At 60.8% G+C, this 25,455-nt stretch carries 22 protein-coding genes; 9 read left to right on the forward strand and 13 right to left on the reverse strand.

Annotated features, from left to right (window positions below; all coding sequences use genetic code 11):
* The first annotated feature begins 225 nt into the window (after positions 1-225).
* A complete protein-coding gene (locus tag HWE17_RS11030; RefSeq protein ID WP_176388794.1) occupies positions 226-699 on the forward strand; it encodes a MarR family winged helix-turn-helix transcriptional regulator in 474 nt (157 codons plus the stop codon).
* A gap of 18 nt (positions 700-717) precedes the next feature.
* On the forward strand, positions 718-1,581 hold the full coding sequence (locus HWE17_RS11035; RefSeq protein ID WP_255206199.1) for a CPBP family intramembrane glutamic endopeptidase: 864 nt from the start codon (positions 718-720) through the stop codon (positions 1,579-1,581).
* Position 1,582: 1 nt separating this feature from the next.
* Here HWE17_RS11035 and dacB read toward each other — a convergent pair whose 3' ends face one another.
* Entirely contained in the window at positions 1,583-3,085 is a 1,503-nt protein-coding gene (gene dacB / locus HWE17_RS11040) for a D-alanyl-D-alanine carboxypeptidase/D-alanyl-D-alanine-endopeptidase (RefSeq protein ID WP_176388795.1), read from the reverse strand.
* Positions 3,086-3,093: 8 nt separating this feature from the next.
* Positions 3,094-4,332: a nucleoside recognition domain-containing protein gene (locus tag HWE17_RS11045; RefSeq protein ID WP_166448615.1), complete on the reverse strand. Its 1,239-nt coding sequence runs from the start codon at positions 4,330-4,332 to the stop codon at positions 3,094-3,096.
* A gap of 214 nt (positions 4,333-4,546) precedes the next feature.
* Here HWE17_RS11045 and HWE17_RS11050 point away from each other — a divergent pair, with 214 nt between their 5' ends.
* The 4 genes from HWE17_RS11050 (at position 4,547) to HWE17_RS11065 (ending at position 11,469) form a co-directional block, all read left to right on the forward strand.
* Positions 4,547-6,352: an ABC transporter substrate-binding protein gene (locus tag HWE17_RS11050; RefSeq protein WP_176388796.1), complete on the forward strand. Its 1,806-nt coding sequence runs from the start codon at positions 4,547-4,549 to the stop codon at positions 6,350-6,352.
* A gap of 217 nt (positions 6,353-6,569) precedes the next feature.
* Entirely contained in the window at positions 6,570-9,320 is a 2,751-nt protein-coding gene (locus HWE17_RS11055; protein WP_369681720.1) for a TonB-dependent receptor, read from the forward strand.
* Between the two features lie 89 nt (positions 9,321-9,409).
* Entirely contained in the window at positions 9,410-10,489 is a 1,080-nt protein-coding gene (locus tag HWE17_RS11060; protein ID WP_176388797.1) for an LD-carboxypeptidase, read from the forward strand.
* An 86-nt stretch (positions 10,490-10,575) separates the two neighbouring features.
* Positions 10,576-11,469 (forward strand): YihY/virulence factor BrkB family protein, encoded by an 894-nt coding sequence (locus HWE17_RS11065; RefSeq protein WP_176388798.1) that lies wholly within the window; start codon positions 10,576-10,578, stop codon positions 11,467-11,469.
* Between the two features lie 387 nt (positions 11,470-11,856).
* Here HWE17_RS11065 and HWE17_RS11070 read toward each other — a convergent pair whose 3' ends face one another.
* The 6 genes from HWE17_RS11070 to HWE17_RS11095 all read right to left on the reverse strand — a co-directional run bounded on the left by HWE17_RS11070 (position 11,857) and on the right by HWE17_RS11095 (position 18,532).
* A complete protein-coding gene (locus tag HWE17_RS11070) occupies positions 11,857-12,984 on the reverse strand; it encodes an acyl-CoA dehydrogenase family protein (protein ID WP_176388799.1) in 1,128 nt (375 codons plus the stop codon).
* A gap of 38 nt (positions 12,985-13,022) precedes the next feature.
* Complete coding sequence (locus HWE17_RS11075) at positions 13,023-13,691, reverse strand: SDR family oxidoreductase (RefSeq protein ID WP_176388800.1); 669 nt, start codon at positions 13,689-13,691, stop codon at positions 13,023-13,025.
* Between the two features lie 72 nt (positions 13,692-13,763).
* Positions 13,764-14,960 carry an acetyl-CoA C-acyltransferase gene (locus HWE17_RS11080; protein ID WP_099395799.1) on the reverse strand — a complete coding sequence of 399 codons (1,197 nt, stop codon included), beginning with the start codon at positions 14,958-14,960 and terminating at the stop codon, positions 13,764-13,766.
* Positions 14,957-16,756 carry a bifunctional isocitrate dehydrogenase kinase/phosphatase gene (aceK, locus tag HWE17_RS11085; protein ID WP_176388801.1) on the reverse strand — a complete coding sequence of 600 codons (1,800 nt, stop codon included), beginning with the start codon at positions 16,754-16,756 and terminating at the stop codon, positions 14,957-14,959. The genes HWE17_RS11080 and aceK overlap by 4 nt, the downstream gene beginning before the upstream one ends.
* 53 nt (positions 16,757-16,809) lie before the next feature.
* Positions 16,810-17,994 carry an isovaleryl-CoA dehydrogenase gene (locus HWE17_RS11090; RefSeq protein ID WP_035823159.1) on the reverse strand — a complete coding sequence of 395 codons (1,185 nt, stop codon included), beginning with the start codon at positions 17,992-17,994 and terminating at the stop codon, positions 16,810-16,812.
* A 133-nt stretch (positions 17,995-18,127) separates the two neighbouring features.
* Positions 18,128-18,532, reverse strand: coding sequence for a MerR family DNA-binding transcriptional regulator (locus tag HWE17_RS11095; RefSeq protein WP_034753754.1), 405 nt, complete (start codon positions 18,530-18,532; stop codon positions 18,128-18,130).
* A gap of 712 nt (positions 18,533-19,244) precedes the next feature.
* Between HWE17_RS11095 and HWE17_RS11100 the strand changes: the two genes are divergently transcribed.
* Positions 19,245-19,652, forward strand: coding sequence for a hypothetical protein (locus HWE17_RS11100; protein WP_034753756.1), 408 nt, complete (start codon positions 19,245-19,247; stop codon positions 19,650-19,652).
* 89 nt (positions 19,653-19,741) lie between these two features.
* Entirely contained in the window at positions 19,742-20,068 is a 327-nt protein-coding gene (locus HWE17_RS11105; protein ID WP_131689791.1) for a hypothetical protein, read from the forward strand.
* A 155-nt stretch (positions 20,069-20,223) separates the two neighbouring features.
* Here HWE17_RS11105 and HWE17_RS11110 read toward each other — a convergent pair whose 3' ends face one another.
* The 5 genes from HWE17_RS11110 to HWE17_RS11130 form a co-directional block, all read right to left on the reverse strand.
* Positions 20,224-20,838: a UbiX family flavin prenyltransferase gene (locus tag HWE17_RS11110; RefSeq protein ID WP_099403713.1), complete on the reverse strand. Its 615-nt coding sequence runs from the start codon at positions 20,836-20,838 to the stop codon at positions 20,224-20,226.
* Entirely contained in the window at positions 20,831-21,142 is a 312-nt protein-coding gene (grxD, locus tag HWE17_RS11115) for a Grx4 family monothiol glutaredoxin (RefSeq protein ID WP_010402157.1), read from the reverse strand. Before grxD ends, HWE17_RS11110 begins: the two co-directional genes overlap by 8 nt.
* Before the next feature lie 105 nt (positions 21,143-21,247).
* Complete coding sequence (locus HWE17_RS11120; protein WP_176388802.1) at positions 21,248-21,718, reverse strand: GNAT family N-acetyltransferase; 471 nt, start codon at positions 21,716-21,718, stop codon at positions 21,248-21,250.
* Positions 21,719-21,722: 4 nt separating this feature from the next.
* Complete coding sequence (locus tag HWE17_RS11125) at positions 21,723-24,071, reverse strand: Tex family protein (protein ID WP_035823150.1); 2,349 nt, start codon at positions 24,069-24,071, stop codon at positions 21,723-21,725.
* 94 nt (positions 24,072-24,165) lie between these two features.
* Positions 24,166-24,531: a hypothetical protein gene (locus tag HWE17_RS11130; protein ID WP_176388803.1), complete on the reverse strand. Its 366-nt coding sequence runs from the start codon at positions 24,529-24,531 to the stop codon at positions 24,166-24,168.
* Between the two features lie 260 nt (positions 24,532-24,791).
* Between HWE17_RS11130 and HWE17_RS11135 the strand changes: the two genes are divergently transcribed.
* Positions 24,792-25,454, forward strand: a complete 663-nt coding sequence (locus tag HWE17_RS11135) for a secretin and TonB N-terminal domain-containing protein (RefSeq protein WP_176388804.1) — start codon at positions 24,792-24,794, stop codon at positions 25,452-25,454.
* Position 25,455 lies beyond the last annotated feature (1 nt).

Consider the following 25,455-nt stretch of genomic DNA (forward strand, 5'->3'; position numbering starts at 1 on the left):
CTTTGCGCCGATGATAGTGCTGCAACCAGTGTGAAAGTAGGTTATCGTCAGGCTTGTTATTCGCAGTAGAGAAAAACCCGTCAAGCAATTGGCGGGTTTTTTTTCGTCTGGCAATTCCTGCCACCCCCCACCTGTTTCAGGTATCCACCATGTCTATTGTGCATAAAATGCAACAGCTTTCACTATTTATATAAGTGCTTATATAAATACTGTTACTATCGCTACATGAAACAAGGACTCGGAACACAACTACGCCACCTGATTGAACTGCTGGACGGCGCCGTCCAGCAAGCTTACGCGGACGCGGGCCTCGATTACCGGCCGCGCTACACGCCCGTGATGCGGGTGCTGGCGAAACGGCAAAGCGCGACCATCGGCCAGCTGGCCGAGCTGGCAGGCATCACGCAGCCAGCCGCCACGCAAACGGTGGCACTGATGAAAAAGGAAGGCTTGCTGCTGGTGGCTGCCGGTGGCGAGGATGGCCGACAGCGTGTGGTACGCCTGAGCAGCCAGGGCGAGGCACTGCTGCCCCATCTGCAGATGTGCTGGCAGGCGACCAAGCGTGCTGCCGACAGCCTGGACGCGGAACTGGCATTTCCTTTATCCACATGCCTGGCGCAAGCCATCACGATTCTGGAACAGCGTTCATTCGGCGAGCGCATCCGCGATGCAAGCAAGAAAGTAGCAGCCACTCCCTGACAACCCACGAGGAAAGCGATGATGGACAACACCCTGAGCATGGCAAGCAAAAAATCCCCCCTGGTTCGCCTGATGGCCTATCCCCTGGTGCAGATTGTGCTGGGCATGGTCCTCACTTTTGCCGCGGTACCGTTGGTGATGGGCATCGCCTCCCATGTGGTGGAAAAGCCTTACCGCATCCTGTGGCCGCAATTGCTGGCGGCGCTGCTGGTGTGGTGCGGCTACCGTTTTTATGTGCGCCACATCGAAAAACGCCAGCCGGATGAATTAGCAATGCCGGGCATGGCGCGTGAACTGGGACGTGGATTGCTGCTCGGTGCAGGCCTGGTCGTTCTCACCTTTGTTGTGCTCGCTGCGTTGGGCGTGTATCAGCTTGGCGGCGTCAATGCCCTGAGCGTCTTGTTGCTGCTGCCGCTGGCTGAACTGGTGCTGGTCGGCATGGCCGAGGAGATGATGTTTCGTGGGGTACTCTTTGGCGTGACGGCACGTGCGCTGGGCAGTAAGGCTGCCATCGTGATTTCATCCCTGGTGTTCGCCCTGGCCCATTTGCCCAATGCCGGCTTTTCGATGCTGGCGATCATCGCGCTTGTCGCGTATGGCGTGCTGCAGGCGGCCCTGTACATGCAGACGCGCCGGTTGTGGGTTTGCATCGGCACGCATATCGGCTGGAATTATTGTGTCGGCCAGGTATTTTCTTCGACGGTGTCGGGCCATGCGGCCACGGATGGCCTGCTGCGCGGCGAACTGGCAGGTAATGCCATGTTGACCGGCGGCACGTTCGGCGTGGAAGCTTCGCTGGTGACCGTGTTGTTGATCAGCGCCGCCGCCGCGTACGTGTTGCGCCTGGCTTTCGCCAGCGAAACACGCACGTCGCAGGATTAGGCTACTGGCCGGCAACCACCGGCGTGGCGCCGCTCCTGGCCACCCACTCGATCAGCGCATCGACGGCGGCGCGGCCGTTGCCGTTACCCACCAGGTCGCTATTGATCATGGCGACCACCACACATAGCTGGTTGTTGGCGTCGGGTACGTAGCCGGCGATGGCGACCACATTCTTCAAGGTTCCCGTCTTGATGCGCGCGCGCGCGGCGGCCGGAGTGTTCAGCAGGCGCTTGCGCATGGTGCCGTCCAGCGCGACGATGGGCAGGCTGGACTGGAACTCGGGCGCCCACGGACTTTGCTGCATCGCCTGCAAGACGCCGGCCAGCTGCGCCGGCGCAATGCGTCCCGTGCGTGACAAGCCGGAACCGTTGTCGACCAGCATGCCTTGGGTATCGATATGGTGCCGCTGGAACCATTCCTGGATGACTAGCCGCGCGCGCGTGGCCGTGTCTTCCGGCGCGGCCATGGCCACGGGGCGACTGCCCAGCCAGCCATCGCTTTGCAAGCTGCCCAGGCTCAGGAACAGGGTACGGGCCAGGGTGTTGTCCGACGTCTTGTTGATATCGCGCAGGACCTCCGGCAAGGCGCGCGCCACATGGTCGGCCAGCATGCGCGTGCCGACCGGTTCGGCCGTCGGCGGCAAGCCAGTTGCCGGTGCTTCGCGCACCGTGCCCGTGATCGTGCCGCCCAGGCGTTTCCAGGTGGCGCGGAACAAGCGGTCCGCGTAATCGTTGCGATCAAGCACATTGATGCTGGTGGCCTTGCTGCAATTTTGCGGGAAGGTGCCGTGCAGGATGACCTGCAGCTTGCCGCTCGCATCGCGCCGGTATTCGGGCGGACGCCAGCCGTCTTCCCATCTGGCGCAACTGCCCTTGATGAGCTTCATGTCGCTCGTGATGCTGACGTTCTCCAGCGGCGGCTGCATCAGGATGCTCAATTGCCGGTCCGTCGAAGTCATATTGATATCGAGCAGATTGGTGTTCAGTAATAAGGCATCGGGGATGACGTTGTAGCGGAATTCGGCCGACTCATCGAACGGCGCTGCGCCGATATCGGGCCGGGCCGGCTGGAACAGTTGGCGGTCGAGGATCAAATCGCCCTTGATTTTGACGATGCCCTGGTTGCGCAGGGTTTGCAGCATGTGTGCCAGCACGTCCGCATTGAAATCCGTATCGGCGCCGCCGCGCAGGATCAAGTCGCCTTTCAGCACGCCATTGATGACATCGGCGCTGGTGCGCAACTCCGTGCGGCCGCGAAAGATGGGCCCCAGCTGCTCCAGGCCCACGGCCGCCGTCACCAGCTTCATGGTGGATGCCGGTTGCATGCTGCGCTCGGCGCCATGCGACAGCACGGTGGTGTTGCCGCGCAAGACGATGGCGCCCATGGCGTCTTCGGGGATATTCGCGCTGCGCAGCAGCAGGCTGACGGATTCGGGCAATTGCGCGTGGGCGGTCGACAGGCCAAGACCGGCCAACAGCGCAGCCATCAGAACAGGACGTAACATGGTGCTCCTTAATGGAAAAAGACGTAGGCGACGAAGACGGCCGTGATCACGCCAGCCAGATCGGCGATCAGGCCAGCCGTGATCGCATAGCGCGTCTTGCGGATGCCGACGGAACCGAAGTACAGGGCCACGATATAGAAGGTGGTGTCGGCCGAGCCCTGGAAGACGCAGGCCAGGCGGCCGACGAAGGAGTCGACGCCGTAGGTATTCATGGCATCGATCATCATGGCTTTCGAGCCGGAGCCGCTGAGCGGCTTCATCATGGCCGTCGGCAAGGCGGGCACGAAGTCCGTATTGATGCCCAGGTTGGCAAAGAACCAGTTCATGCCGCTCATCAGGAAATTGAACACGCCCGCGTTGCGGATCACGCTGATGGCCACCAGCATGCCGACCAGGTAGGGAATCACGGTAATCGAGGTCTGGATGCCGCCTTTCGCGCCCTCGATGAAGGCGTCATACACGTTCACTTTCTTGCGCAGCGCGCCGATGATGAAAATGGCGATGACGCTGATCAACACCAGGTTGCTGACCACCTTGGAAACCAGCTCGATTTCCTGTTTCGTCAGGTATTGCGTGAAGTACCAGATCATGGCGACGATGGCAGTCGTCATGCCGCCCATCCAGCCCAGCACGACACGGTTGAGCAAGTTGATGCGCTGCTTGATGGACACGGTGATGATGCCGACCACGGTGGCCACGTAGGTGGCGATCATGCAGGGGATAAAGATGTCGGATGGATCGGCCGCGCCGAGGATGGAGCGCTGCGCCATGATGGCCAGTGGAATCAGGGTCAGGCCCGAGGTGTGCAGCACCAGAAACATGATTTGCGCATTCGTCGCCTCTTCCTTGTTCGGATTCAAGGTCTGCAGGCTTTCCATGGCCTTCAAGCCGAACGGCGTGGCCGCATTGTCCAGGCCCAGCAGGTTGGCCGAGAAATTCATCACCATGTGGCCCGTGGCCGGGTGGTCTTTCGGAATTTCCGGGAAGATGCGCGAAAAGAACGGTGCGATGACTTTCGCCAGCCAGCCGACGATGCCCGCCTTTTCACCGATGTTCATGATGCCGAGCCACAAGGTCATCACGCCGGCCAGCGGCAGGGCGATATCCATCACGCCCATGCGCGCCGTCTCGAAGGTGCCGTCGATGATGCGTTTGAAGATATCGGTATCGCCGAGAAACAGCCACTGCAGCACTGCGGCCAGGAAGCCAACGAGGAAAAAGCCGGACCAGATGTAATTAAGTGCCATATGCGATCAGTTCTGTGTGTCGGGAGTGAAAAATGTCTGCAAACAAAGTATAGGGGCAGCCCGATACGAGTTGATGAAAGAATGCAGCAATCGCATGCCAAAAAGTTATAAGCTGGCAGCCTGTTTTCATTGGCGCCCCGTCGCTTGCCCGCGTAGTGTGGGGGATGCCTGTCGCTTACCGCTGTTCCTTACCCTTGTCTGCACTGGATCACTGATGATGTTTTTACGCAAAACCGCCTGCGCCGCCGGCCTGGCCCTGCTGACGCTGTTCGCTGTAGCGGCCCACGCCGCCGCCGATGCCCGCGCGAACAAGACCTTGCACCTGTTTTTGAGCACCAGCGAGACGGGCCTGGACCCGGCCGTGGCGTCCGACCTGGCCAGCCTGAATTTGATGGAAAACATTTTTGATCCGCTGCTGCGCTATGACTACCTGGCGCGCCCGGTGCAACTGCAGGGCAATACGGCGCGCGGCATGCCCACCGTGGAAGATGGCGGCCGCACGTATATCTTTCACTTGCAGCCAGGTATTTTCTTTACGCCCGATCCCGCTTTCAAGGGCCAGCCGCGCGAAGTGACGGCGCAGGATTATGTGTATAGCCTGACGCGCCTGTATGACCCCAGCCTGAAGTCGCCGTGGTTGTTCTTGCTGGAAGACAAGCTGGTGGGCGATGCGGCCCTGAAAGCCAAATTCAGCTATGACACGCCGATCGCCGGCTTGCAAGCGCTGGACAAATACACCTTGCGCATCCGCCTCAACGCCATCGATCCGAACTTCCTGTTTTACCTGGCCATGCCGGCGACCGCTGTGGTGGCGCGCGAAGTGGCTGAAGCGTACCCGGCGGCAGGGCAGATCGGCAACCACCCCGTGGGCACGGGGCCGTTCCTCGTGAAGGAGTGGAAACGCAGCGACAAGATCGTGCTGCAGGCCAATCCGACTTTCCGTGCCACCGTGTTCCATACGGAAACCAAGGCGCTGGCCGCCTTGCCGCCGGACGCGCGCGCCATCGCCACCGCACTGGAAGGCCAGCGTCTGCCCCTGGTCGGGCGCATCGAGGTGCGTATCGTCGAGGAATATCAATCGCGCATGCTGGGTTTCCTGAAAGGCGAATTCGATTACCTGGAACAAGTGCCGGAATCGATGACGGACATGGTGCTGGAGAACGGCGCGCTGAAACCGGCGCTGGCCGCCAAGGGCTTGCAACTGACGCGCTTTCCCGTGCTGCAGACGTATTACATGTGGATGAACATGGACGATCCCGTGCTGGGCGGCACGGGCAAGGACAAGCTGGCCCTGCGGCGCGCCATCGCCCTCAGCTACAACAGCCGCGAAGACATCGCGTTATTAAAAAAGGGACTGGCCTTGCCGGCCCAGTCGCCGCTGCCGCCGAATGTGCTTGGTTACGACAAGAGCTACCGCAGTCCCGTCGGCTACGATCCCGTGCTGGCGCGCGCCTTGCTGGAGCGCTTTGGCTACAAGGCGGGTGCTGATGGTTTCCGCACGCAGCCCGATGGCACGCCCTTGATCCTGACCATGCATACGGAGCCGAGCACGGTGGGACGCTTGCGCGACGAACTGTGGCGCCGCAACCTGAATGCCGTCGGCCTGCGCGTGGAGTTTAAAAGCGACAAGAAGACGGAAATCATCAAGGCCTCGCGCCTGGGCAAGGTGCAGATGTTCGAGACCAACTGGATCGCCGACTTCCCCGATGGCGATAACTTTATGCAATTGTTGTATGGGGGCAACGTTGGCCGCGCCAACTATGCCCGCTTCAATTTGCCCGATTACAATAAACGCTATGAGGAGGCGCGCCTGCTATCCGATACGCCGCGCCGACGCAGTCTGTACTTCGACCTGTTTCAGCTGATCCACGCTTACACGCCGTGGGTGCTGCTGACGCATCCCATCTCTGCCGACCTGCAGCAACCGTGGCTAAAAAACTACAGGCGCCACCCCGTGGAATTCACGTCCTGGCGCTATCTGGACGTGGATAAAGCCAAGGGTAGCCCCGCAGGCAAGTGACCATGTCGCTGAAAAGGGCATTCATTCCAAAAAGTTATGGTTAGGAAAGCATTTTTCATTGGCTGGGGCCGGATGCATCGCGCTACTCTGAAAATGAAAACAAATAAAGTCATGCGCAAATGTCATAAAAAAATGTACTGCGAGACAGACGTTGCGACATATCTAACAGCCTGACTTGAGAACTCAAGTTTCGATTGCCCAAATAAAGGAGAGACCCGTGAAGTTGAAGAAGCTAGCGCAATTGGTGGCATTGATGGGGGTGGTGGGGCCGGTGATGGCACAGGAAGCGGCGCCAGCGATGCAACGGGTCGAAGTCACGGGCAGCAGCATCAAACGCGTGGCCAAGGAAGGCGCGCTGCCGGTGCAAGTCATCACGTTTGACCAGATGGAAAAGCAGGGCATCACGACGGCCGAGCAACTGGTGCGCACTCTGTCGGCGAACGGCACGGGCGCCGAGAACATGACTTCGGGCAATAACGTGTTTGGCGCCGATGCCGACCGCCTGGCTGGCGGCGCCTCGTTCGCCTCGCTGCGCGGGCTGGGACCGGGCGCGACCCTGGTGCTGCTGAACGGCCGCCGCGTGGCCACGCATGGCGCCAGTGGCCGCGCCGTCGACTTGAATTCCATTCCGCTCGGTGCAATTTCACGCGTGGAAATCCTCAAGGATGGCGCTTCGGCCATCTACGGCACGGATGCCATCGGCGGCGTGATCAATTTCATTCTGAAAACTAATTACAGCGGCGTGGAAGCCTCCGTTTCCACCAACGACACGCAAGCGGGCGGCGGCGCCACGCGCCGCGCTTCCATCCTGGCCGGCACGGGCTCGCTGGAAGAGGACGGCTACAACCTCATGGCTAGCCTGACCGTCGACAAGGCGCAGCGCCTGAACGGCAGCGACCGCTCCTTCGTCAATGGCTTCCAGCCGGGCCGCGGCCTGTCGCCGGACACCACGGGCACGCCGTTTGCCAACCAGATGGCGGGGGCCGGCACGGCATTGGGCACCGCGTTCCAGCTGCCTGGCGACCCGAATCAATACCTGCAAGCCAATCCCCTGAGCTTCCAGGGCAAGTGCGACAGCGTCGCCGGCATGTCGCAATACCAGACGGCACTGTGGAAAGACGTGACGTCGCCGTTGCGCACCAAGTATTCCTGCGCCTACGACTATGGTGCCGACTATGTGCTGCAATTCCCTGTTGAACGGGCCAATTTCCTGTCGCGCGGCACGTTCAAGCTGGCACCCGACCACCGCATGTTTGTCGAAGCGCTCGGTTCGCGGACCAAGGCCACGGCGATTTTGACGCCGATGCAGGTGCAGACCAGCATCGCCAACAAGGCCGTGTATCCGGTGGGTGGCGCGTATTACCAGGATTTGTCGGCCTATATTCCCACGTTCGACAATACCAAGCCGATTGCCTACAAATGGCGCGCCAATGACGTGGGCAACCGCACGCAGGAAAACACGACCGACAATGCCCGCGTGCTGCTGGGTTTTGAAGGCAACTTCGGCAAGTGGGATTACAAGACCGGTATTTCCTACGCGCAAAGCACCACCAAGACCAAGCTGACGGATGGCTATTCCTACACGGACAAGTTGTACGCGGCCCTGGGGACAGGCATCATCAATCCGTGGGTGGGCGCTGGCCAGAGCCAGACGGAAGCGGCCAGGCAATTGATCGAGTCGACCAAGTTCCGTGGTGCCTTCCAGCATGGCAAGACGACCCTGACGCAGATCGATGGCGCCGTTTCCGGTGAGCTGTTCCAGCTGCCGGCTGGCGCGGTGGCGATGGCCGCCGGTTTTGATTTGCGCCGTGAAGGCTACAGTTTCGGACAGGATGTCGATGCCAACCTGATTCTGTTGGCGCCAGGAAATGCCGCATTGAAGGATGTCAGCCGCAACGTCAAGGCCGTGTATGCGGAGTTGCTGGTACCCGTCATGAAAGACCTGGAAATGCAGCTGGCCGTGCGCCGTGATGATTACAGCCAGGTGGGCGCCACCACGAATCCGAAGATTGCCTTGCGTTACCAGCCGGCCGACTTCATCCTGTTCCGCGCCTCGGCCAGCAAGGGATTCCTGGCACCGAGTTTCGACCAGCTGTATTCAGGTGTATTGACGCAGGAATTGCCGAATGGCGTGAAAGATCAGGAAGGCTGCGTCAAGCATCCTGGCGTGAAGGAATATTGCAGCATCGATCGTCTCAGCTACACGACGGGTGGCAACCTGAACCTGAAGCCGGAGACGTCGAAGCAGGGCAGCGTCGGCATCGTCATCGAACCGGTGAAGGGGTATTCCGCCTCGTTCGATTACTGGGCCATCAATACCCAGGACCAGCTCCTGAAACGCACGCCGCAAGTCGTGCTGGCCAATTACCAGGCGCTGAACCAGTATATTTTCCGCAAATCCGATGGCACCATCGATTACGTACAGGCGGGCTGGTTCAATGCGGGCGGCAGCCGCGTGCGCGGCCTGGACGTCAGCTTGCGCGGCGAAGGCAAGGTCAAGGACGTGAAATGGACGGCCACCCTGGACGGCACGTATATGGACAGCTTCAAGTTTGCCGAATACAAGGGGCAAGAATACAAGGAGCTGGTCGGCAATTTCTACACGCGTGATTTGTACTTGCGGTGGAAACACAACGCCAGCTTCGGTGTCTCGCGCGGCGACTGGAGCGGCTTGCTGATCCAGAGTTTTGCTTCCGGCTACAAGGACCAGGTACCGAATGACGGCAAGGGCACGCCGCCGCCGGGCTTCAAGTCCGATGTGTCCAGCTACACCACGTATAGCTTGTCGGGCACGTACACGGGCTTCAAGAATACCACCTTGACCCTGGGCATCCAGAACCTGTTCGACCGCGATCCACCGTTCACCGCGCACAACGTGGATGAAGTGGTGGGCGCCGGCTGGGATCCGCGCGTGGCCGACGCGCGTGGCCGCGCCTTCACCTTCCAGCTGAAGTACAAGTTCATGTAAGGCGGCCATGCCGGCGGTGATCCCGCTGGCATGCTAACCTCGTGCGGCGGCGCCTGGCGTCGCCGTTTTTTATTCCAGGAAAGGGCCGCATGTCCAGTCAGACCAATCTCAGCCGGCGCCGCTTCGGCGGCTTGCTGGCCGCCAGCTTCGGGGCGGCAGGCACACCGGCGTGGGCGGCGGCCACGCAAGGGAAGGGCAAACGCATGCAACAGCCACACGCATTGATCAAACCGGCGCGCCTGCGCGACGGCGACCTGGTCGCCATCATCGCACCGGGCGGCTTTACGGATGAGGAGTCCATTGCCAAGGCCCAGCGCAATATCGAAGCGCTGGGACTGCGCGCCAGCCTGGGCGCGAATATTCGCGCCGTGCACGGCAACTATGCGGGCACGGTGCAGCAGCGCCTCGACGACTTGCACGCCGCGTTTCGCGATCCGGACGTCAAGGCCATCTGGGCCATCCGCGGCGGCTCCGGCTGCATTTCGCTGCTGGCGCTGCTCGATTACGCCTTGATCCAGCGCAACCCGAAAGTGCTGATCGGCTATTCCGACATCACGGCCTTGCACCTGGCCATCGCCAGCCAGACGGGCCTGGTGACCTTCCACGGTCCCGTGGCTTCATCGACGTTTTCCGAGTACACGGTGACGCAGCTGCAAAACGTGCTGATGATGCCGCAAGAGCAGTACACGATCCCGATGGCGCTGGACAACCACCGCCGTGCGCAGACGCAGCCGAACTTTGCCATCCGCACCGTGCACGGCGGCCAGGCGACGGGGCGCTTGACGGGCGGCAATCTGTGCATGGTCAGCGCGCTGGCCGGCACGCCGTATGCGGCCGATTTCCGCGAGCATATTTTGTTCCTCGAAGAAATCAACGAAGTGCCGTACCGCATCGACAGGATGTTGTGCCAGCTCGACCTGTCCGTGGGGTTCAACAAGGCAGCGGCCCTGATGCTGGGCATCTTCGAGCATTGCGAGGCGGCCGACGGCGACACGGCGCTGACCCTGAACGACACCCTTGACCAGCATTTGCAGCCTTTGCGCGTGCCGGCCGTCAGCGGCTACTCGTTTGGCCACATCCGCCACCAGTTCACGCTACCGATGGGCATCCTCGCCACTCTGGACGCGGACCGGCAAACCTTGACCTTGCTGGAGCCGGCCGTCTGTTAGCGTACGGTGCAGCGGGGCGATTGTCAGTATGCTAGTGTGATTGCAGGCGTGGCACGAGGCCGCGTCGCCTTTTCACCGCACCCGACATGATCAACCGCCACGCCAGTACCTACATCCTCAGCCATCCGCTGGCCTTCGTGCTGCAGGTGCTGAAGGGCTTTCGCGCCAACCAGGGATTGCTGCTGGCGGGCGCCGTCGCGTATTACTCGCTGCTGTCCATCGTGCCCCTGCTGATGCTGGTGGTGGTGGCGCTGTCGCACGTGATCGCGCAGGACGAATTGCTGCAAACCATAGGCCATTACCTGGAATGGCTGGTGCCGGGGCAATCGAAAGCCATCGTGGGCGAGATCGCGCACTTCCTTAACAACCGGGGCGTGATCGGCTGGCTGCTACTGCTGACCATGCTGTTTTTCAGCTCGCTGGCGTTTACCGTGCTGGAAAACGCCATGAGCGTGATCTTTATCCACCGCGTGGCCATCCGCCGCCGCCATTTCCTTATTTCCGCTATCTTGCCGTACTGCTATATCCTGTGCCTGGGCGTGGGCATCTTGCTGATCACCCTGGTGGCGGGCAGCCTGCAGGTGATGGGCGAGGAAAGCGTGCGCTTCCTGCGCCACGACTGGGGCCTGGAAGGCGTGTCCGGCGTGCTGTTGTATCTGCTGGGGCTGGCGGGCGAAATCCTCGTGCTCAGCTCGATCTACCTGGTCATGCCGGTGGGAAGATTATCGATCACGCATGCGCTGATCGGCGGCGTGACTGCGGCCCTGCTGTGGGAAATCGCCCGTCACGTGCTGGTCTGGTATTTTTCCACCTTGTCGCAGGTCAATGTCGTGTATGGCTCGATGACGACGGCCATCGTCGTCATGTTCAGCCTGGAAATCGGCGCCACCCTGCTGCTGCTGGGCGCGCAAGTGATTTCCGAATACGAAAGAGTGGCCCGTGGCGGCGAAGAGGACAAGCCGCTGGCGCTAAGGACTTGATTTTAAATATTTATTGCACCGCACAAAACCCTGTGCTATACTGCGTTCAGTGATTGAGATTTGGCAGCAAATCATCTCACCATCCAGTTTCAGCGCGGCGACCGACAGGTGTAATGTCGATGGCGTGACAGTGCGAAGAAATGGATTTTGTAATTCCGGATACGATGGTCGATTTTACACTTGGAGTCACCATGCAGATAGCATGGGAGTCCGAAAATCAGGAGGCACTTTGCAGATAGCACTGGCGTCCATGACACGATTAAAGCATTGGTAATACATTGGAACAAGCCCGCGTTTTAGCGGGCTTTTTTTCGTCTATTAAAAACCCAACGGCGTAACCCCGGGGTCGTACCCTGCAGGGTACGACCCCGGCATTTGCCCTGGGGTCTACAAAGCCCGCGCAATCAAAATCTTCTGAATATCGCTGGTCCCCTCATAAATCTGGCATACGCGCACGTCGCGGTAGATGCGCTCGACGGGGAAGTCGGACACATAGCCGTAGCCGCCATGCACCTGGATGGCGTCCGAGCACACTTTTTCCGCCATTTCTGACGCAAACAGCTTGGCCATGGCCGCTTCCTTGAGGCAGGGCAAGCCCGCATCCTTCATCGAGGCCGCGTGGCGGATCAGCTGGCGCGCCGCTTCGATCTGCGTGGCCATGTCGGCCAGGCGGAATTGCACGGCCTGGTGTTCATAGATGGGTTTACCGAAACTTTCGCGCTCGCGTGCGTACTGCAGGGCTGCTTCATACGCGGCGCGCGCCATGCCCACGGCTTGCGAGGCGATGCCGATGCGTCCGCCTTCCAGGCCGGACAGGGCGATCTTGTAGCCTTGTCCTTCTTCACCGATTAAATTTTCCGCCGGGATGCGGCAATTGTCGAACAGGATTTGCGCCGTGTCCGACGAATGCTGGCCCATCTTCTGTTCCAGTCCCGCCACGATGTAGCCTGGCGTGTTCGTCGGCACCCAGAAGGCGCTGATGCCGCGCTTGCCGGCTGCCTTGTCGGTGACGGCCATGACGATGGCCACGTCCGCATACTTGCCGCTGGTAATGAACTGCTTCGTGCCGTTGAGCACGTATTCATTGCCGTCGAGGGTGGCCGTCGTGCGCAGGGCCGAGGCGTCGCTGCCCGTGTGCGGTTCCGTCAGGCAAAACGCACCGAGCATGGCGCCTTGCGCCAGCGGGCGCAGCCATTGTTCCTTTTGCGCCTCGTTGGCGTACATCATGGCGATGCTGCACACGGGGCAATTAGTCACGGAAATGATGGTCGAGGTGCCGCCATCACCGGCGGCAATCTCTTCCAGCACCAGGGCCAGCGATACATAATCGAGGCCGGCGCCGCCGAGCGCTTCCGGCACGGCTACGCCAAAGGCGCCCAGCGCGGCCAGTTCCTGCAATTCTTCTTTCGGGAAATGATGTTCCTTGTCCCAGCGGGCCGCGTTGGGCGCCAGGCGCTCGCGCGAAAAACTGCGCAGCGCTTCCTGGATCATCGTTTGTTCTTCATTGAGTATCATGGGACGTCGTCTCGTATTTTTTATAGTGGAGGCAGGAATTACCAGCCGATGTGCTTGCCATCGTAGTTGCGGAACACGGCCTTGTCCGTGGCCGGCAGGCTGGCCAAGGTGGCGCGGATGCCGGCAGCGCTTTGCTCGGGTGAAATATCGGCGCCGGCGCCGCCCATGTCCGTGCGTACCCAGCCCGGATGGAAGGCGACGCAGCTGACGCCTTGCGGGCCATGCACGAGGGACGTGTCGATCAGCACGGAATTCAAGGCTGCCTTGCTGGCGCGGTACAGCGAGCCGCTGGGATTGCCCCGCTCGCTCAGGGAGCCCATGTGCGAGGACAGCACAGCCAGCTTGCCTTTGGCATTGGCGACCAGCGGCGCCAGGAGCGGCAGCAGCCGCATGGCCGCCAGCACGTTCGTGTGCATGACGGCATCGAAATCTGCTTGCGTGGGGGAACCGTCTTGGCGCGGGCCATACACGCCCGCGTTGAGGATGGCCACGTCGAGTTTTTCATCGTCGAGCTTCCAGCCCAGGCCGGCACAGCCGTCCACATCCGTCACGTCGAGCCGGTGCGCTTCCGCGCCCAGTTGCGCGAGGGCGTCGCAAGCGTCTTGCGTGCGCGCCGTGGCAATCACTCGCCAGCCATCGTGGCGGTATTGACGGACGATTTCGTGGCCGATGCCGCGCGAGGCGCCGATGATCAATGCGGTAGGCATATTTATTCTCCCTGAAAATAAAATGAAAGCGCACACCGTAAACCGCGGTGCGCGCCCGTGCTCAGGAAGAGCTTATACCAGTTCGATTGCCATCGCCGTCGCTTCGCCGCCGCCGATGCACAGGGCCGCCACGCCGCGCTTGCCGCCGGTTTTTTTCAAGGCGCCCAGCAGGGTGACGATGATGCGCGCGCCCGAGGCGCCGATCGGGTGGCCCAGCGCGCACGCGCCGCCGTGGATGTTGATCTTGCTGTGCGGAATATCGAGGTCGTGCATGGCGGCCATCGGTACGGCCGCGAACGCTTCATTGATCTCGAACAAGTCCACATTGCTGCTGCTCCAGCCCGTCTTGGCGTACAGCTTTTTCACCGCGCCGATGGGGGCCGTGGTGAATTCATTCGGCGCCTGCGCATGCGTGGCGTGGCCGTGGATTTTCGCGATGACGGTGCAGCCGAGTTTTTTCGCCGTCGACTCGCGCATCAGCACCAGGGCGGCCGCGCCATCGTTGATCGACGACGACGAGGCGGCCGTGATGGTGCCATCCTTCTTGAACGCCGCCTTCAAGGTCGGGATTTTTTCCAGGCGGGCTTTTTGCGGGCCTTCATCGATGCTGACGACGGTGTCGCCGCCGCGGCCGGAAACGGTCACGGGTGCGATTTCCCACTCAAAACTGCCATCCTTGGTGGCCGCTTGCGCGCGTTTCACGGATTCGATGGCAAACGCATCCTGCGCTTCGCGCGTGAACTGGTACTGGCTGGCGCACTCTTCGGCAAACGTGCCCATCGAGCGGGCATTGCCCTTTTCATCGCGGCTGTAGGCGTCTTCCAGGCCATCCATCATCATGTGGTCATAGATCATGCCATGGCCGATGCGGTAGCCGCCGCGTGCTTTTGGCACCAGGTAAGGGGCGTTGGTCATCGATTCCATGCCGCCCGCCACCACTACGTCGGCGCTGCCGGCGAGCAAGGTGTCATGTGCGAACATGGTCGTCTGCATGGCCGAGCCGCACATTTTCGACAGGGTCACGGCGCCCGTGGAATCGGGCAAGCCGGCCTTGCGCAAGGCCTGACGCGCGGGCGCCTGGCCCTGGCCAGCCATCAGGCAATTGCCGAAATACACGTGTTCCACGGCATCCGGCGCCACGCCGGCCCGTTCCACGGCGGCGCGGATGGCCACGGCGCCCAGGTCGCTGGCGGTGACGTTGGCGAAGTCGCCCTGGAAGGCGCCCATGGGGGTGCGCGCGGCACCGACGATTACGACTGGATCATTCATGTTGGATCTCCGGTTAAAGGTGGGGATGGTGACTGCATACAAAAACGCAGATGCTGCGGATACGGGAAGACGTCCTCGATATGGCCGTCTTCGATGCGCTGCTTGCGCGCCTGCCAATATTGCGCCGTCAGCAGGTCGGCATGGTGCTGCATGAAATACTTGCGGATGCGGGGATTGCCCAGCAGGAAGGTGCCGAATTGTTCGGGAAACACATCGTGCTTGCCGATGGGATACCACGGTTCGGCCGACATTTCCTCCTCCTCCGTGCGCGCCTCGGGAATGACGCGGAACTGGCAATCGGTGATGTATTCGATTTCATCGTAATCGTAAAAAACGACGCGCTGATGACGGGTCACGCCAAAGTTTTTATACAGCATGTCGCCGGGGAAAATATTGGCGGCCACCAGTTCCTTGATGGCATTGCCGTACTCGACGATGGCGTGTTCGACCAGGTCGTCTCGGCCTTCCTTCTCGGCATTGCTCAGCCACATGTTCAGCGGCACCATGCGCCGCTCGATGTACAGGTGGCGGATGATGATCTGCTCGTGGTCTTCTTCGATCAGCGAGGGCGCGAACTGTTTCAGCTCCGCCAGCAATTCCTCGGCAAAACGGGCGCGGGGAAAGGCCACGTTGGAATACTCGAGCGTGTCGGCCATGCGGCCCACTCTGTCGTGGTGTTTCACCAGCAAATACTTTTGCTGGACTTGCGCGCGCGTGGTTTCCTTGGGCGGCGGGAAAAAATCCTTGATGACCTTGAAGACATACGGAAACGAGGGCAGGGCAAACACCAGCATCACGAGGCCGCGGATGCCGGGCGCGCTTTCAAAGTGGTCCGACGAGTGTTTTAAATGTTGCAGGTAGTCGCGGTAAAACAAGGTCTTGCCCTGCTTCTGCAAGCCCAGGATCGTATAGATTTCGCTGCGCGGTTTGCGCGGCAGCAAGCTGCGCAGAAATTGTACGTAGGCCGACGGCACTTCCATATCCACCAGGAAATACGCGCGCGTAAACGAAAACAGCACGGCGATTTGCTGCTGCTCGAACAGCACCGTGTCGAGCACCAGCTTGCCGTGCCGGTTGTGCAGGATGGGCACGACGAACGGATATTCGCGGTTGCCGTTGATGCCCTTGCCGACCAGATAGGCGCCCTTGTTGCGGTAGAACAAACTGGTCAAGACTTGTATCTGGTGGTTCGGCTCGAGCCGCTCGCCGCCGAACAGCTGCTGCAGCCGCGCTTCCACCTGGGCCACGTCACGCTCGAGGTTGGCAAAGGCGCAGTCCAGCTGGAAGTCCGTCACCATGCCTTGCAGGGTATGGCGCAAGCCATCCTTGCCCGGGTAATACACGCGGTAGGTGGGGATTGGATCCTGCGTTTCGATGTATTCCGTGGACACGACGGGACGCACGAAAATATAGTCGTTATTGAAATACGTGCGGTGCAGGATGTTGCAGCAAACGGAATTGAAGAAGGTTTCCGCCAGTTCCGGCTGCTTGTGTTCCGTCAGCATGCCGATGTAGTGCAGCTTCAGTTCGCGCCACACTTCGTCGCTCAACTCCGACTCTTCGTACTCATCTTCGAGCATCTGCACGCATTCCTGCACGCGCTTGTCATAAAAGTCGATGCGTTCGCGGGCTGCCGTCTGTGCCGCGTTCCAGGCGCCTTGCTCGAAGTACTGCTTGGCTTGCTGGCTGGTTGCGCGGAACAAACGGTAATGCTTGTCAAAGCCGTCGCGGATGGTGCGCGCGATATCGAATGCAATCTGGGAAGAGAGCAATTTGGGGAAGGCAATGTGCGTCATAGTTGTGCTCGCATGAATGGCTCATCACCCAGTCGATCGTCGCGCGCCCGTGCTTACTTGGTTTCCGCAAACAGTTCGCGGCCTATCAGCATGCGGCGGATTTCGCTGGTCCCGGCGCCGATTTCATACAGCTTGGCATCGCGCCACAGGCGGCCGGCCGGATACTCGTTGATGTAGCCGTTGCCGCCCAGGGCCTGGATCGCTTCGCCCGCCATCCAGGTCGCTTTCTCTGCACTATACAGAATCGCACCGGCCGCATCCTTGCGCAACTGGCGCACGGCTTCCGGCGTGGTGGCGCGGTCGCAGGCCTGGCCCACGGCGTAGACATAGGCCTTGCAGGCCATCATGGTCGAATACATATCGGCCAGCTTACCTTGCATCAACTGGAATTCGCCGATGGCCTGGCCGAATTGCTTGCGGTCATGCACATAGGGTACGACCAGGTCCATGCAGGCCTGCATGATGCCCAGCGGGCCGCCGGACAGCACCGTGCGCTCGAAATCGAGGCCCGACATCAGCACGTTGACGCCCTTGCCCAGGCCGCCCAGCACGTTTTCGGCCGGTACTTCGCAATCCTGGAACACCAGTTCGCCCGTGTGCGAGCCGCGCATGCCCAGCTTGTCGAGCTTTTGCGCGATGGAAAAGCCCTTGAAATTCTTTTCGATCAGGAAAGCCGTCATGCCGCGCGGACCCGCTTCCAGGTCGTTTTTCGCGTACACCACCAGCACGTCCGCGTCGGGACCGTTGGTGATCCACATCTTGGTGCCGTTCAAGACCCAGCGGTCGCCCTTGAAGTCGGCGCGCAGCTTCATGCTGACGACGTCCGAGCCCGCGTTCGGCTCCGACATGGCCAGGGCGCCGATGTGCTCGCCTGTGATCAGTTTCGGCAGGTACTTGGCTTTTTGCTCGGCCGTGCCGTTGCGCTTGATCTGGTTCACGCACAGGTTCGAATGGGCGCCGTAGGACAGGCCGACGGACGCCGAGGCGCGCGAGATCTCTTCCATGGCGATGATGTGTGCCAGGTAGCCCATGCCGGCGCCGCCGTACTCTTCGCTGACGGTGATGCCGAGTAAACCCATGTCGCCCATTTTGCGCCACAGGTCCATGGGGAACTGGTCCGTGCGGTCGATGTCGGCCGCGCGCGGCGCGATTTCGGCGGCGGCGAATTGTTGTATCGCTTCACGCAGCGAGGCGATGTCGTCGCCGTGGTCAAAGGTCAAGCCTGGGAGATGGAGCATGTCGTCCTCGTCGTCGTTATCTTCGTTATATTGGTGGCGGTCATGGATGCCGGGTCAGTGAAGCTATGATACTCAGTTGTGACGTTTACGTAAACGTCAACCGATGCGCGGCAGCGGTCTGCTGCCCGCGCCTTTAGTTGGTTTGCGCCTTATCAAGGTTCAAGTCCGCCAGCATGCGTGCGCAAGCGTCTTCATGCGCGCTGATTTCCGCCAGCGCCATTTCGATATCGATGCGTTGCTGCTCCAGCGTTTGCCGGTGCTGCGCCAGCACGCCCAGGAAGCGGTCCATCTGCGCGCGCGTGTCCTTCGGCGACTCGTACATGTCGACCAGGCTCTTGATCTCCGACAACGCCAGGCCCAGGCGCTTGCCGCGCAGGGTCAGCTTCAGGCGGGTGCGGTCGCGCGGCGTGTAGACGCGGCTGCGCCCGCCTGCGCCTTCGCGTTTCGGGCTGAGCAAGCCCTGGTCTTCATAGAAGCGGATGGCGCGCGCCGTGATGTCGAATTCCCGCGCCAGTTCGGTAATCGTATAGGTCGTCATGGGTGCGGGCGGTGTCGGTTGCATGGGTGGTCGATAGCTAGATGGGTGCTGCGAGGCAATGGTGGCAAAGTGCCGTATACGTCAACGTCAATACTATTGTAGCGTGCCCTGCCCGTGCTGCAACAAAGAAAAAGAAGGCGTGAATGGGGGGAGTTTGGCGAATCAGACAACAATTACTGAAAATAAATTGATTCTTCTTGCGCAAACGCGCTTAAGATCGAGAGTTGGTGGCCAAGATGACACCAAAAAGAGCTTTCCTGGCATAACGGCGACATTCTTTTCGCTGCGATGGCAGTAAAATTTTTTGGACGCAGTCTCTTTCCAGTGGGCACGATCAAAAAACAAGGTCTCGCGATAAGCACGCTGTTCAGATCGTTTCCATGTTGGAAACAAAATGGCCCTTCTGAAAACTTTGTCTACAAGAAATTGTATGGCATGGGCATTGCGTGTATCGGTAGAGCAGGGCATTATCCGATACCGTACGTTGTAATGCCAAACCGAGGCTTTGAATCGTGCTGCAGTGCGAAAATCAAGGCTAGCCGCGAATTTGACCCGAAGCCATGCAGAATCGCAAGAGAAAATTCGGCCCACTTTTTGACCTGAAAAGGCCGGGCGGAGTGTTAATTGTTAATTGATACTTTTTTCAAATGTAACAATCTGTATGGTCATTCAAGAAACTGACTTTCATGTTACAACATGAAATAGTACACCTATGAATTCTTCTAACGAACGCGAAAGCTTCAGCCAGCGACTTCAGTTGGCTCTCAAAAACGCCCATTATTCTCCAGACAGCCCGACCAGACTGGCCCGGGAATTCAATATCCGTTTCGACGGGCGCCCGATTACCGTGCATGCAGCTAGGAAATGGTTAGTAGGTGAAGCAATTCCGACGCAAGAGAAATTGCGCATGATTGCTCAATGGTTGGGCGTTCCGGCCGAATGGTTGCGCTTTGGCGGCCCGGAAAGCGCCACGCCGAATGGCGAAGCGGGCAGCGCTTTGTCGCGTTTTGAGTCCGCCGATGTGAAATTAATTGCCGATTTGCAAAGATTAGATGAACATCATCGTCAAATCGCGCGAGAATTTATTCGCATGCTGGTAAGAGTCAACTACCAAAAGTAAGCATTCAGGCCCTCCCCGGCCGGCACCGTCCGCCTTTCGTGGGCGGTGCTCCCCCTGTCCTTTTATTTGCGCAAGGTCATACTGGAGACATGATTTTGCCGCACAATAAGACCTCGCATGTTGCGCTGCAGCGGAATTATTTGACAATAATCCCGCACGCAGCGGCGCAGCGGCCAATACCAGCGCATAATCACATCAGAAGCAGCCAGTTCATCCACTACGGAGCCGAGCATTTGAGCCGTCTTATGAAAAGTAACTACAGCAATACCGCGCAGCTGAAGGACTTGATGACCGTGCCCCCCATGACTGCCGCGCAACACGCGGAAGTGATGCGCAAACGGATCGCCCACCGCAGGATGGTTGAAGAAGCCAGGGATTTGAAGCAGGCAAGTGCTGTACAGTTTGAGAAACGCTGAGTGGTGGATGCCTGACCAAAGCTACTGCGCGTCGGCATAGGCGGTCTGCGATGCTCGCCGTGCTGGAGCACGGCTGCGCTTCTCGACCACCTCTTCCTTCCGCTCGCTACGCTTTTGTCACGCATCGTGACGTGCGTAGTTGGTGATGTAGCCTGTTAGTTTGTTGCTGGCTGGTCTGGAGTTTTCAAACCATTCCACCGCGGCGCCAGGGCATGCTCAATGCCGAGCAGGTCGATGACGCGCGCCACCGTATGGTCGACCATCTCCGCGATGCTCTGCGGGCGGTGATAAAAGCTTGGCAAGGGCGGGAAGATGATGCCGCCCATTTCGGTCACGGCCGTCATATTGCGCAGGTGCGCCAGGTTGAACGGCGTTTCGCGCACCATCAGGATCAGGCGGCGGCGCTCCTTGAGCACCACGTCGGCTGCCCGCGTGATCAAATTATCCGACAAGCCATGGGCCACGGCCGCGAGGGTCTTCATCGAGCACGGTGCGACGACCATGCCATCCGACTGGAACGAGCCGCTGGCGATAGCGGCGCCGATGTCGCGCAGCTTGTGCACCACATGCGCCTGCGCTTCGATGTCCTTGCGCCCCACGCCCGTTTCCTGGTGCAGGGTCAGTACGGCCGCATCCGACAAGACCAGATGCGTCTCGATGCCGGGGATGGCGCCGAGTAATTGCAGCAGCCGCAAGCCATACACGGCGCCCGTGGCGCCCGTGATGGCCACGACGATACGGCGCGGCCGCTGCGTTTGGCTATCAGGCATCCAGCAGGGACTTCAGTTCGCCCGATTCAAACATTTCATTCATGATATCGGAACCACCGATGAACTCGCCTTTGACATACAGCTGCGGAATGGTTGGCCAGTTCGAGTAATCCTTGATGCCCTGGCGCACTTCCGGGTCATCCAGCACGTTGACGGTAGCGATGTTTTCCACGCCGCACGCTTTCAGGATCTGGATGGCGCGGCCGGAAAAGCCGCACTGCGGGAATTGGGCCGTGCCCTTCATGAACAGCACGACTGGCGTGCTCGTCACGGTTTCTTTGATCCAGGTTTGTACGTCGCTCATAGCTGCCTCTGATGGGTAAATAAATAGATGCCGTCATTTTATAAGAAAACGCCGGCACGGGTATGCGCTCAAGTCATAAATCGGGCAAGTCAGCCACGTTGACGCTTATAAGGTCTTGCCCAGGCACACCGATTGTGGCGCGCCCACGTATTTGCCCCAGGCAATGACGGGTGCATAGCCGTGTTTGGCATAAAACGCCACGGCGCGGCCATTCGCCACGCGGGTGGACAGGTGCAGGGCCTGGTAGCCATTCCGGCGCGCCTGTGCCTCCACATGGGCCAGCAGGGCCGCGCCCACGCCGGCGGCGCTAGGGCGCGCATACATGCGCTTGAGTTCGCCTATGGCGCTGTCCGGCTCGCCCAGCGGCCGCAGGGCGGCGCAGCCCAGCAGTTCTCCAGCCGCATCGCGGGCCAGATAAAAGCCGCCGCGCGGCGTTGCCGCCTCGACATCGAAGGAAGAACGGCCGCTGTCGCCATTGATGCGCAGCAGCGCGTCCGACAATGCGTCGAGCAGCAACTGGGCCTCCACGCTGGCGGCGTCCACCGCCAGGATGATCAGATCATGCCTGGCGGCCATGGAGTTAGCCGCGCAGCTTGGCGAACGCGGCGGCCATGCTGCCGGCCGGCTCGGGCGCGTTGCGCGACTGCGACTGGTGCTGCGCCATGCTGCGGCGGTCGTTGCGGTCGCCCTTTTGCTCGGGCTTGCTGCCCGCCTGCGGCGCGCTGTCCGTCAAACGCATGGTCAGCGCGATGCGCTTGCGCTTCTCGTCGACTTCCAGCACTTTGACACGCACGACCTGGCCCGCTTTCACCACCGTATGCGGATCTTTGACAAAGGTGTTCGACAGGGCGGAGATGTGCACGAGGCCATCCTGGTGCACGCCGATGTCGACGAAGGCGCCAAAGGCGGCCACGTTGGTGACCACGCCTTCTAAAATCATGTCCGGGCGCAAGTCGCGGATCTCTTCCACGCCTTCCTTGAAGGTGGCGGTCGTGAATTCCGGACGCGGGTCACGGCCCGGCTTTTCCAGTTCCTTCAAGATGTCGGAAATGGTCGGCACGCCGAATGTTTCATCCGCATATTTTGCCGGGCTCAAGGTTTTCAGCAAGGCTGTTTCGCCGATGACGGCCTTGATATCCTTCTTGATGTCAGCGAGGATCTTTTCCACCAGCGGGTACGATTCCGGGTGGACGGCCGAGGCGTCCAGCGGGTTTTCGCCGCCCATCACGCGCAAAAAGCCGGCTGCCTGTTCGTAGGTTTTATCGCCCAGGCGCGGCACGGCTTTCAGGGCCGCGCGCGAGGTGAACGCGCCCTTCATGTCGCGGTAGGTGACGATGCTTTGCGCCACGCTGGCCGACAGGCCGGACACGCGCGCCAGCAGGGGCGCCGACGCCGTGTTGACGTCCACGCCGACGGCATTCACGCAATCTTCCACTACCGCATCGAGCGAGCGGGCCAGTTGGCTTTGGCTCACGTCATGCTGGTACTGGCCCACGCCGATCGATTTCGGGTCAATTTTCACCAGTTCGGCCAGCGGGTCTTGCAGGCGGCGCGCGATCGACACGGCGCCGCGCAGGGACACATCCATGTCCGGCAATTCTTTCGAGGCGAATTCGGACGCCGAATACACCGACGCGCCCGCTTCCGAGACGACGATCTTCGTCATCTTCGCTTCCGGATGCTGCTTGATCAGGTCCTGCGCCAGCTTATCGGTTTCGCGCGAGGCGGTGCCGTTGCCGATGGAAATGAGCGACACATTGTGCTTGGCGGCCAGGCGGCCCAGCGTATGCAGCGAGCCATCCCAGTCGTTCTTCGGCTGGTGCGGGTAGATCACGGCCGTGTCGACGACTTTACCGGTGGCATCAACGACAGCGACCTTGACGCCCGTGCGCAGGCCAGGATCGAGGCCCATGGTGGCGCGCTGGCCGGCCGGCGCGGCCAGCAGCAGCGCTTTCAGATTGGTGGCGAAGACGTTGATGGCGTCGAGTTCCGAGCGTTCGCGCAGCGCGCCCATCAGTTCCGTTTCCAGGTGCATGAAGCTTTTCACGCGCCAGGTCCAGCGTGCCGTGTCGGCCAGCCATTTGTCGGCCGGGCGGCCTTGTTGCTTGATGCCGAAGCGGGCGGCGATGCGGCCTTCGCACGGGTTGTGCGGCGCATCCCATTTCGGTTTTTCCGCTTCCGTGTCCAGACGCAGGGTGACGTCGAGGATGCCTTCGCGGCGGCCGCGCAGCAGCGCCAGCGCGCGGTGCGAGGGCACTGTGGAAATGGTTTCCGAGTAATCGAAATAATCGGCGAATTTTTCGCCTTCGTCCTGCTTGCCTTCCACCACTTTCGATTCGACGATGCCGTGTTCCTGCACGTATTCGCGCAAGGTTTGCAGCAGGGTCGCGTCTTCGGCGAAACGCTCCATCAGAATCTGGCGCGCGCCGTCGAGGGCCGCCTTGGTGTCCGCCACGCCCGGATTGTTGCCGTCGGCACTCGTAAACGCGTCGCGCAGGAACTTGCCCGCTTCCATTTCCGGCGTCAGTTCGGGATTGTCCAGCAAGCCGTCGGCCAGCGGCATCAGACCCGCTTCGATGGCGATCTGCGCCTTCGTGCGGCGCTTCTGTTTGTACGGCAAGTACAAATCTTCGAGGCGCGTCTTGTCTTCCGCGTGCATGACGGCGTCCAGCAGCTCGGGCGTCATCTTGTTCTGTTCCGTGATCGAGGCCACGATGGCGGCGCGCCGCTCTTCCAGCTCGCGCAGATAGCGCAAGCGCTCTTCGAGCAGGCGCAGCTGGATATCGTCGAGGCCGCCGGTCGCTTCCTTGCGGTAACGGGCGATGAAGGGCACGGTGGCGCCTTCGTCGAGTAGTTCGATGGCGGCGGCAACCTGCACCGGTTTGGCGGCAAGTTCAAGGGCAAGACGTTGTTCGATAGTGGGCAGCATGGTTGTTTCCAGAGCGATCAAGCCTGGAATGATACGCAATCGGCGCGATTGCGCAATCTTGACAGCGCAAATGGACTGTGCGTTGACAACAAGGTCAGCGGGCCGGCAGCAGCGGGCTGGCGGGCGCGGGAGCTGGCGGCCTCTGCGGCGTGACGGATTTACCAAAGGCATTGCCCATGCGGTGTTCGAGGGCGGCGCGGTTGTACAGGCCCAGCTGGTTCGACGGGCGCTGCATGACGGCTTCCGCACCGGACAGGGTGGGCGGCGGCCGGTTCAGGGTGTTGCTGTTTGGCAATAATTTTTCACTCAGGCAAGACATCGATGGCGCGCGCTGGCCATCGATGTCCACTTCCACGCAAGCCTTCTGCGGCGCGGCGGCCTTCACGACGACGGTGTGCTCGTCCGCCTGTACGGGCAGGGCGGTGCAGGCCAGCAGCAACAGTGAGAACAGGCGTGCCATGACGGCTCCCGGAGCGGTGGATGAAGCGTTCAGCATAGCAAGGCCATGTGTCGCGGCGATGACACAGACGGGAATGCGGGCTGGCGCCATGTCATGCAGTTGTCATTTTATGAAGCTACCATCTTGCCATTCTGCAGACAACATTGCAGTCAAGACACTTCATGAGCAGGATTTTTCGTTGCTTCCCCTGGAAAATGACACTAAGCCACCGCCGCGCCGCAAGGGGCAATGCCCTGTCCGCCTGCTTGCTGATGACATTGATGACCTTGATGACATTCGTGCGGCCGGCTGCGGGCGCGGACGGTGCTGATGCCGGCGCGCACGCGACCATGCATTTCGACTTGCCCGCCCAGCCGCTCGATGCGGCCCTGGTGGCGTTTGGCGAAGTGACCGGGTATTCCGTGCTCGTCAGCAGCCAGCTGGCGGCCGGCAAAGTGGCCGCACCCGTGCGTGGCGACTACACGCCGGCCGAAGCGCTGCAGCGCTTGCTGGCTGGCACGCAGCTGGGCGCGCGCTTCAGCGGCAGCAATGCGTTTACCTTGCTGGCGCTGGCCGATGCGCCCGTGGCAGCAGCGCCCGTGCCGGCCGAAGTGACCCCCGCCAGCGCAGCATTGCAAGGCTATGCGGCCATCCTGCAGCGTTCGCTCACGCGCGCCCTGTGCCGCTTGCATCCGGACGCCTTTGGCCGCTACCGCCTGGCCTTTCAGCTGTGGCTTGACGAGCGGGGCAAGGTGCGCGCCGTGCATGTGCTCGAACCGAGTGGCGTGGAACAGCGCGACCGCGCCGTGCTGCAACGCCTGCGCAGCCTGCTGATCGATGGCGCGCCGCCGGCGGGCTTGCCGCAGCCGCTGACGATTTTACTGACGCCACGGCCCGATCCCGATGCCGATTGCGCGCCCTACCTCGTGTCCGGGGCGCCCTGAG

Source organism: Janthinobacterium sp. BJB401 (assembly GCF_013372745.1).
Lineage (GTDB): Bacteria > Pseudomonadota > Gammaproteobacteria > Burkholderiales > Burkholderiaceae_D > Janthinobacterium > Janthinobacterium rivuli.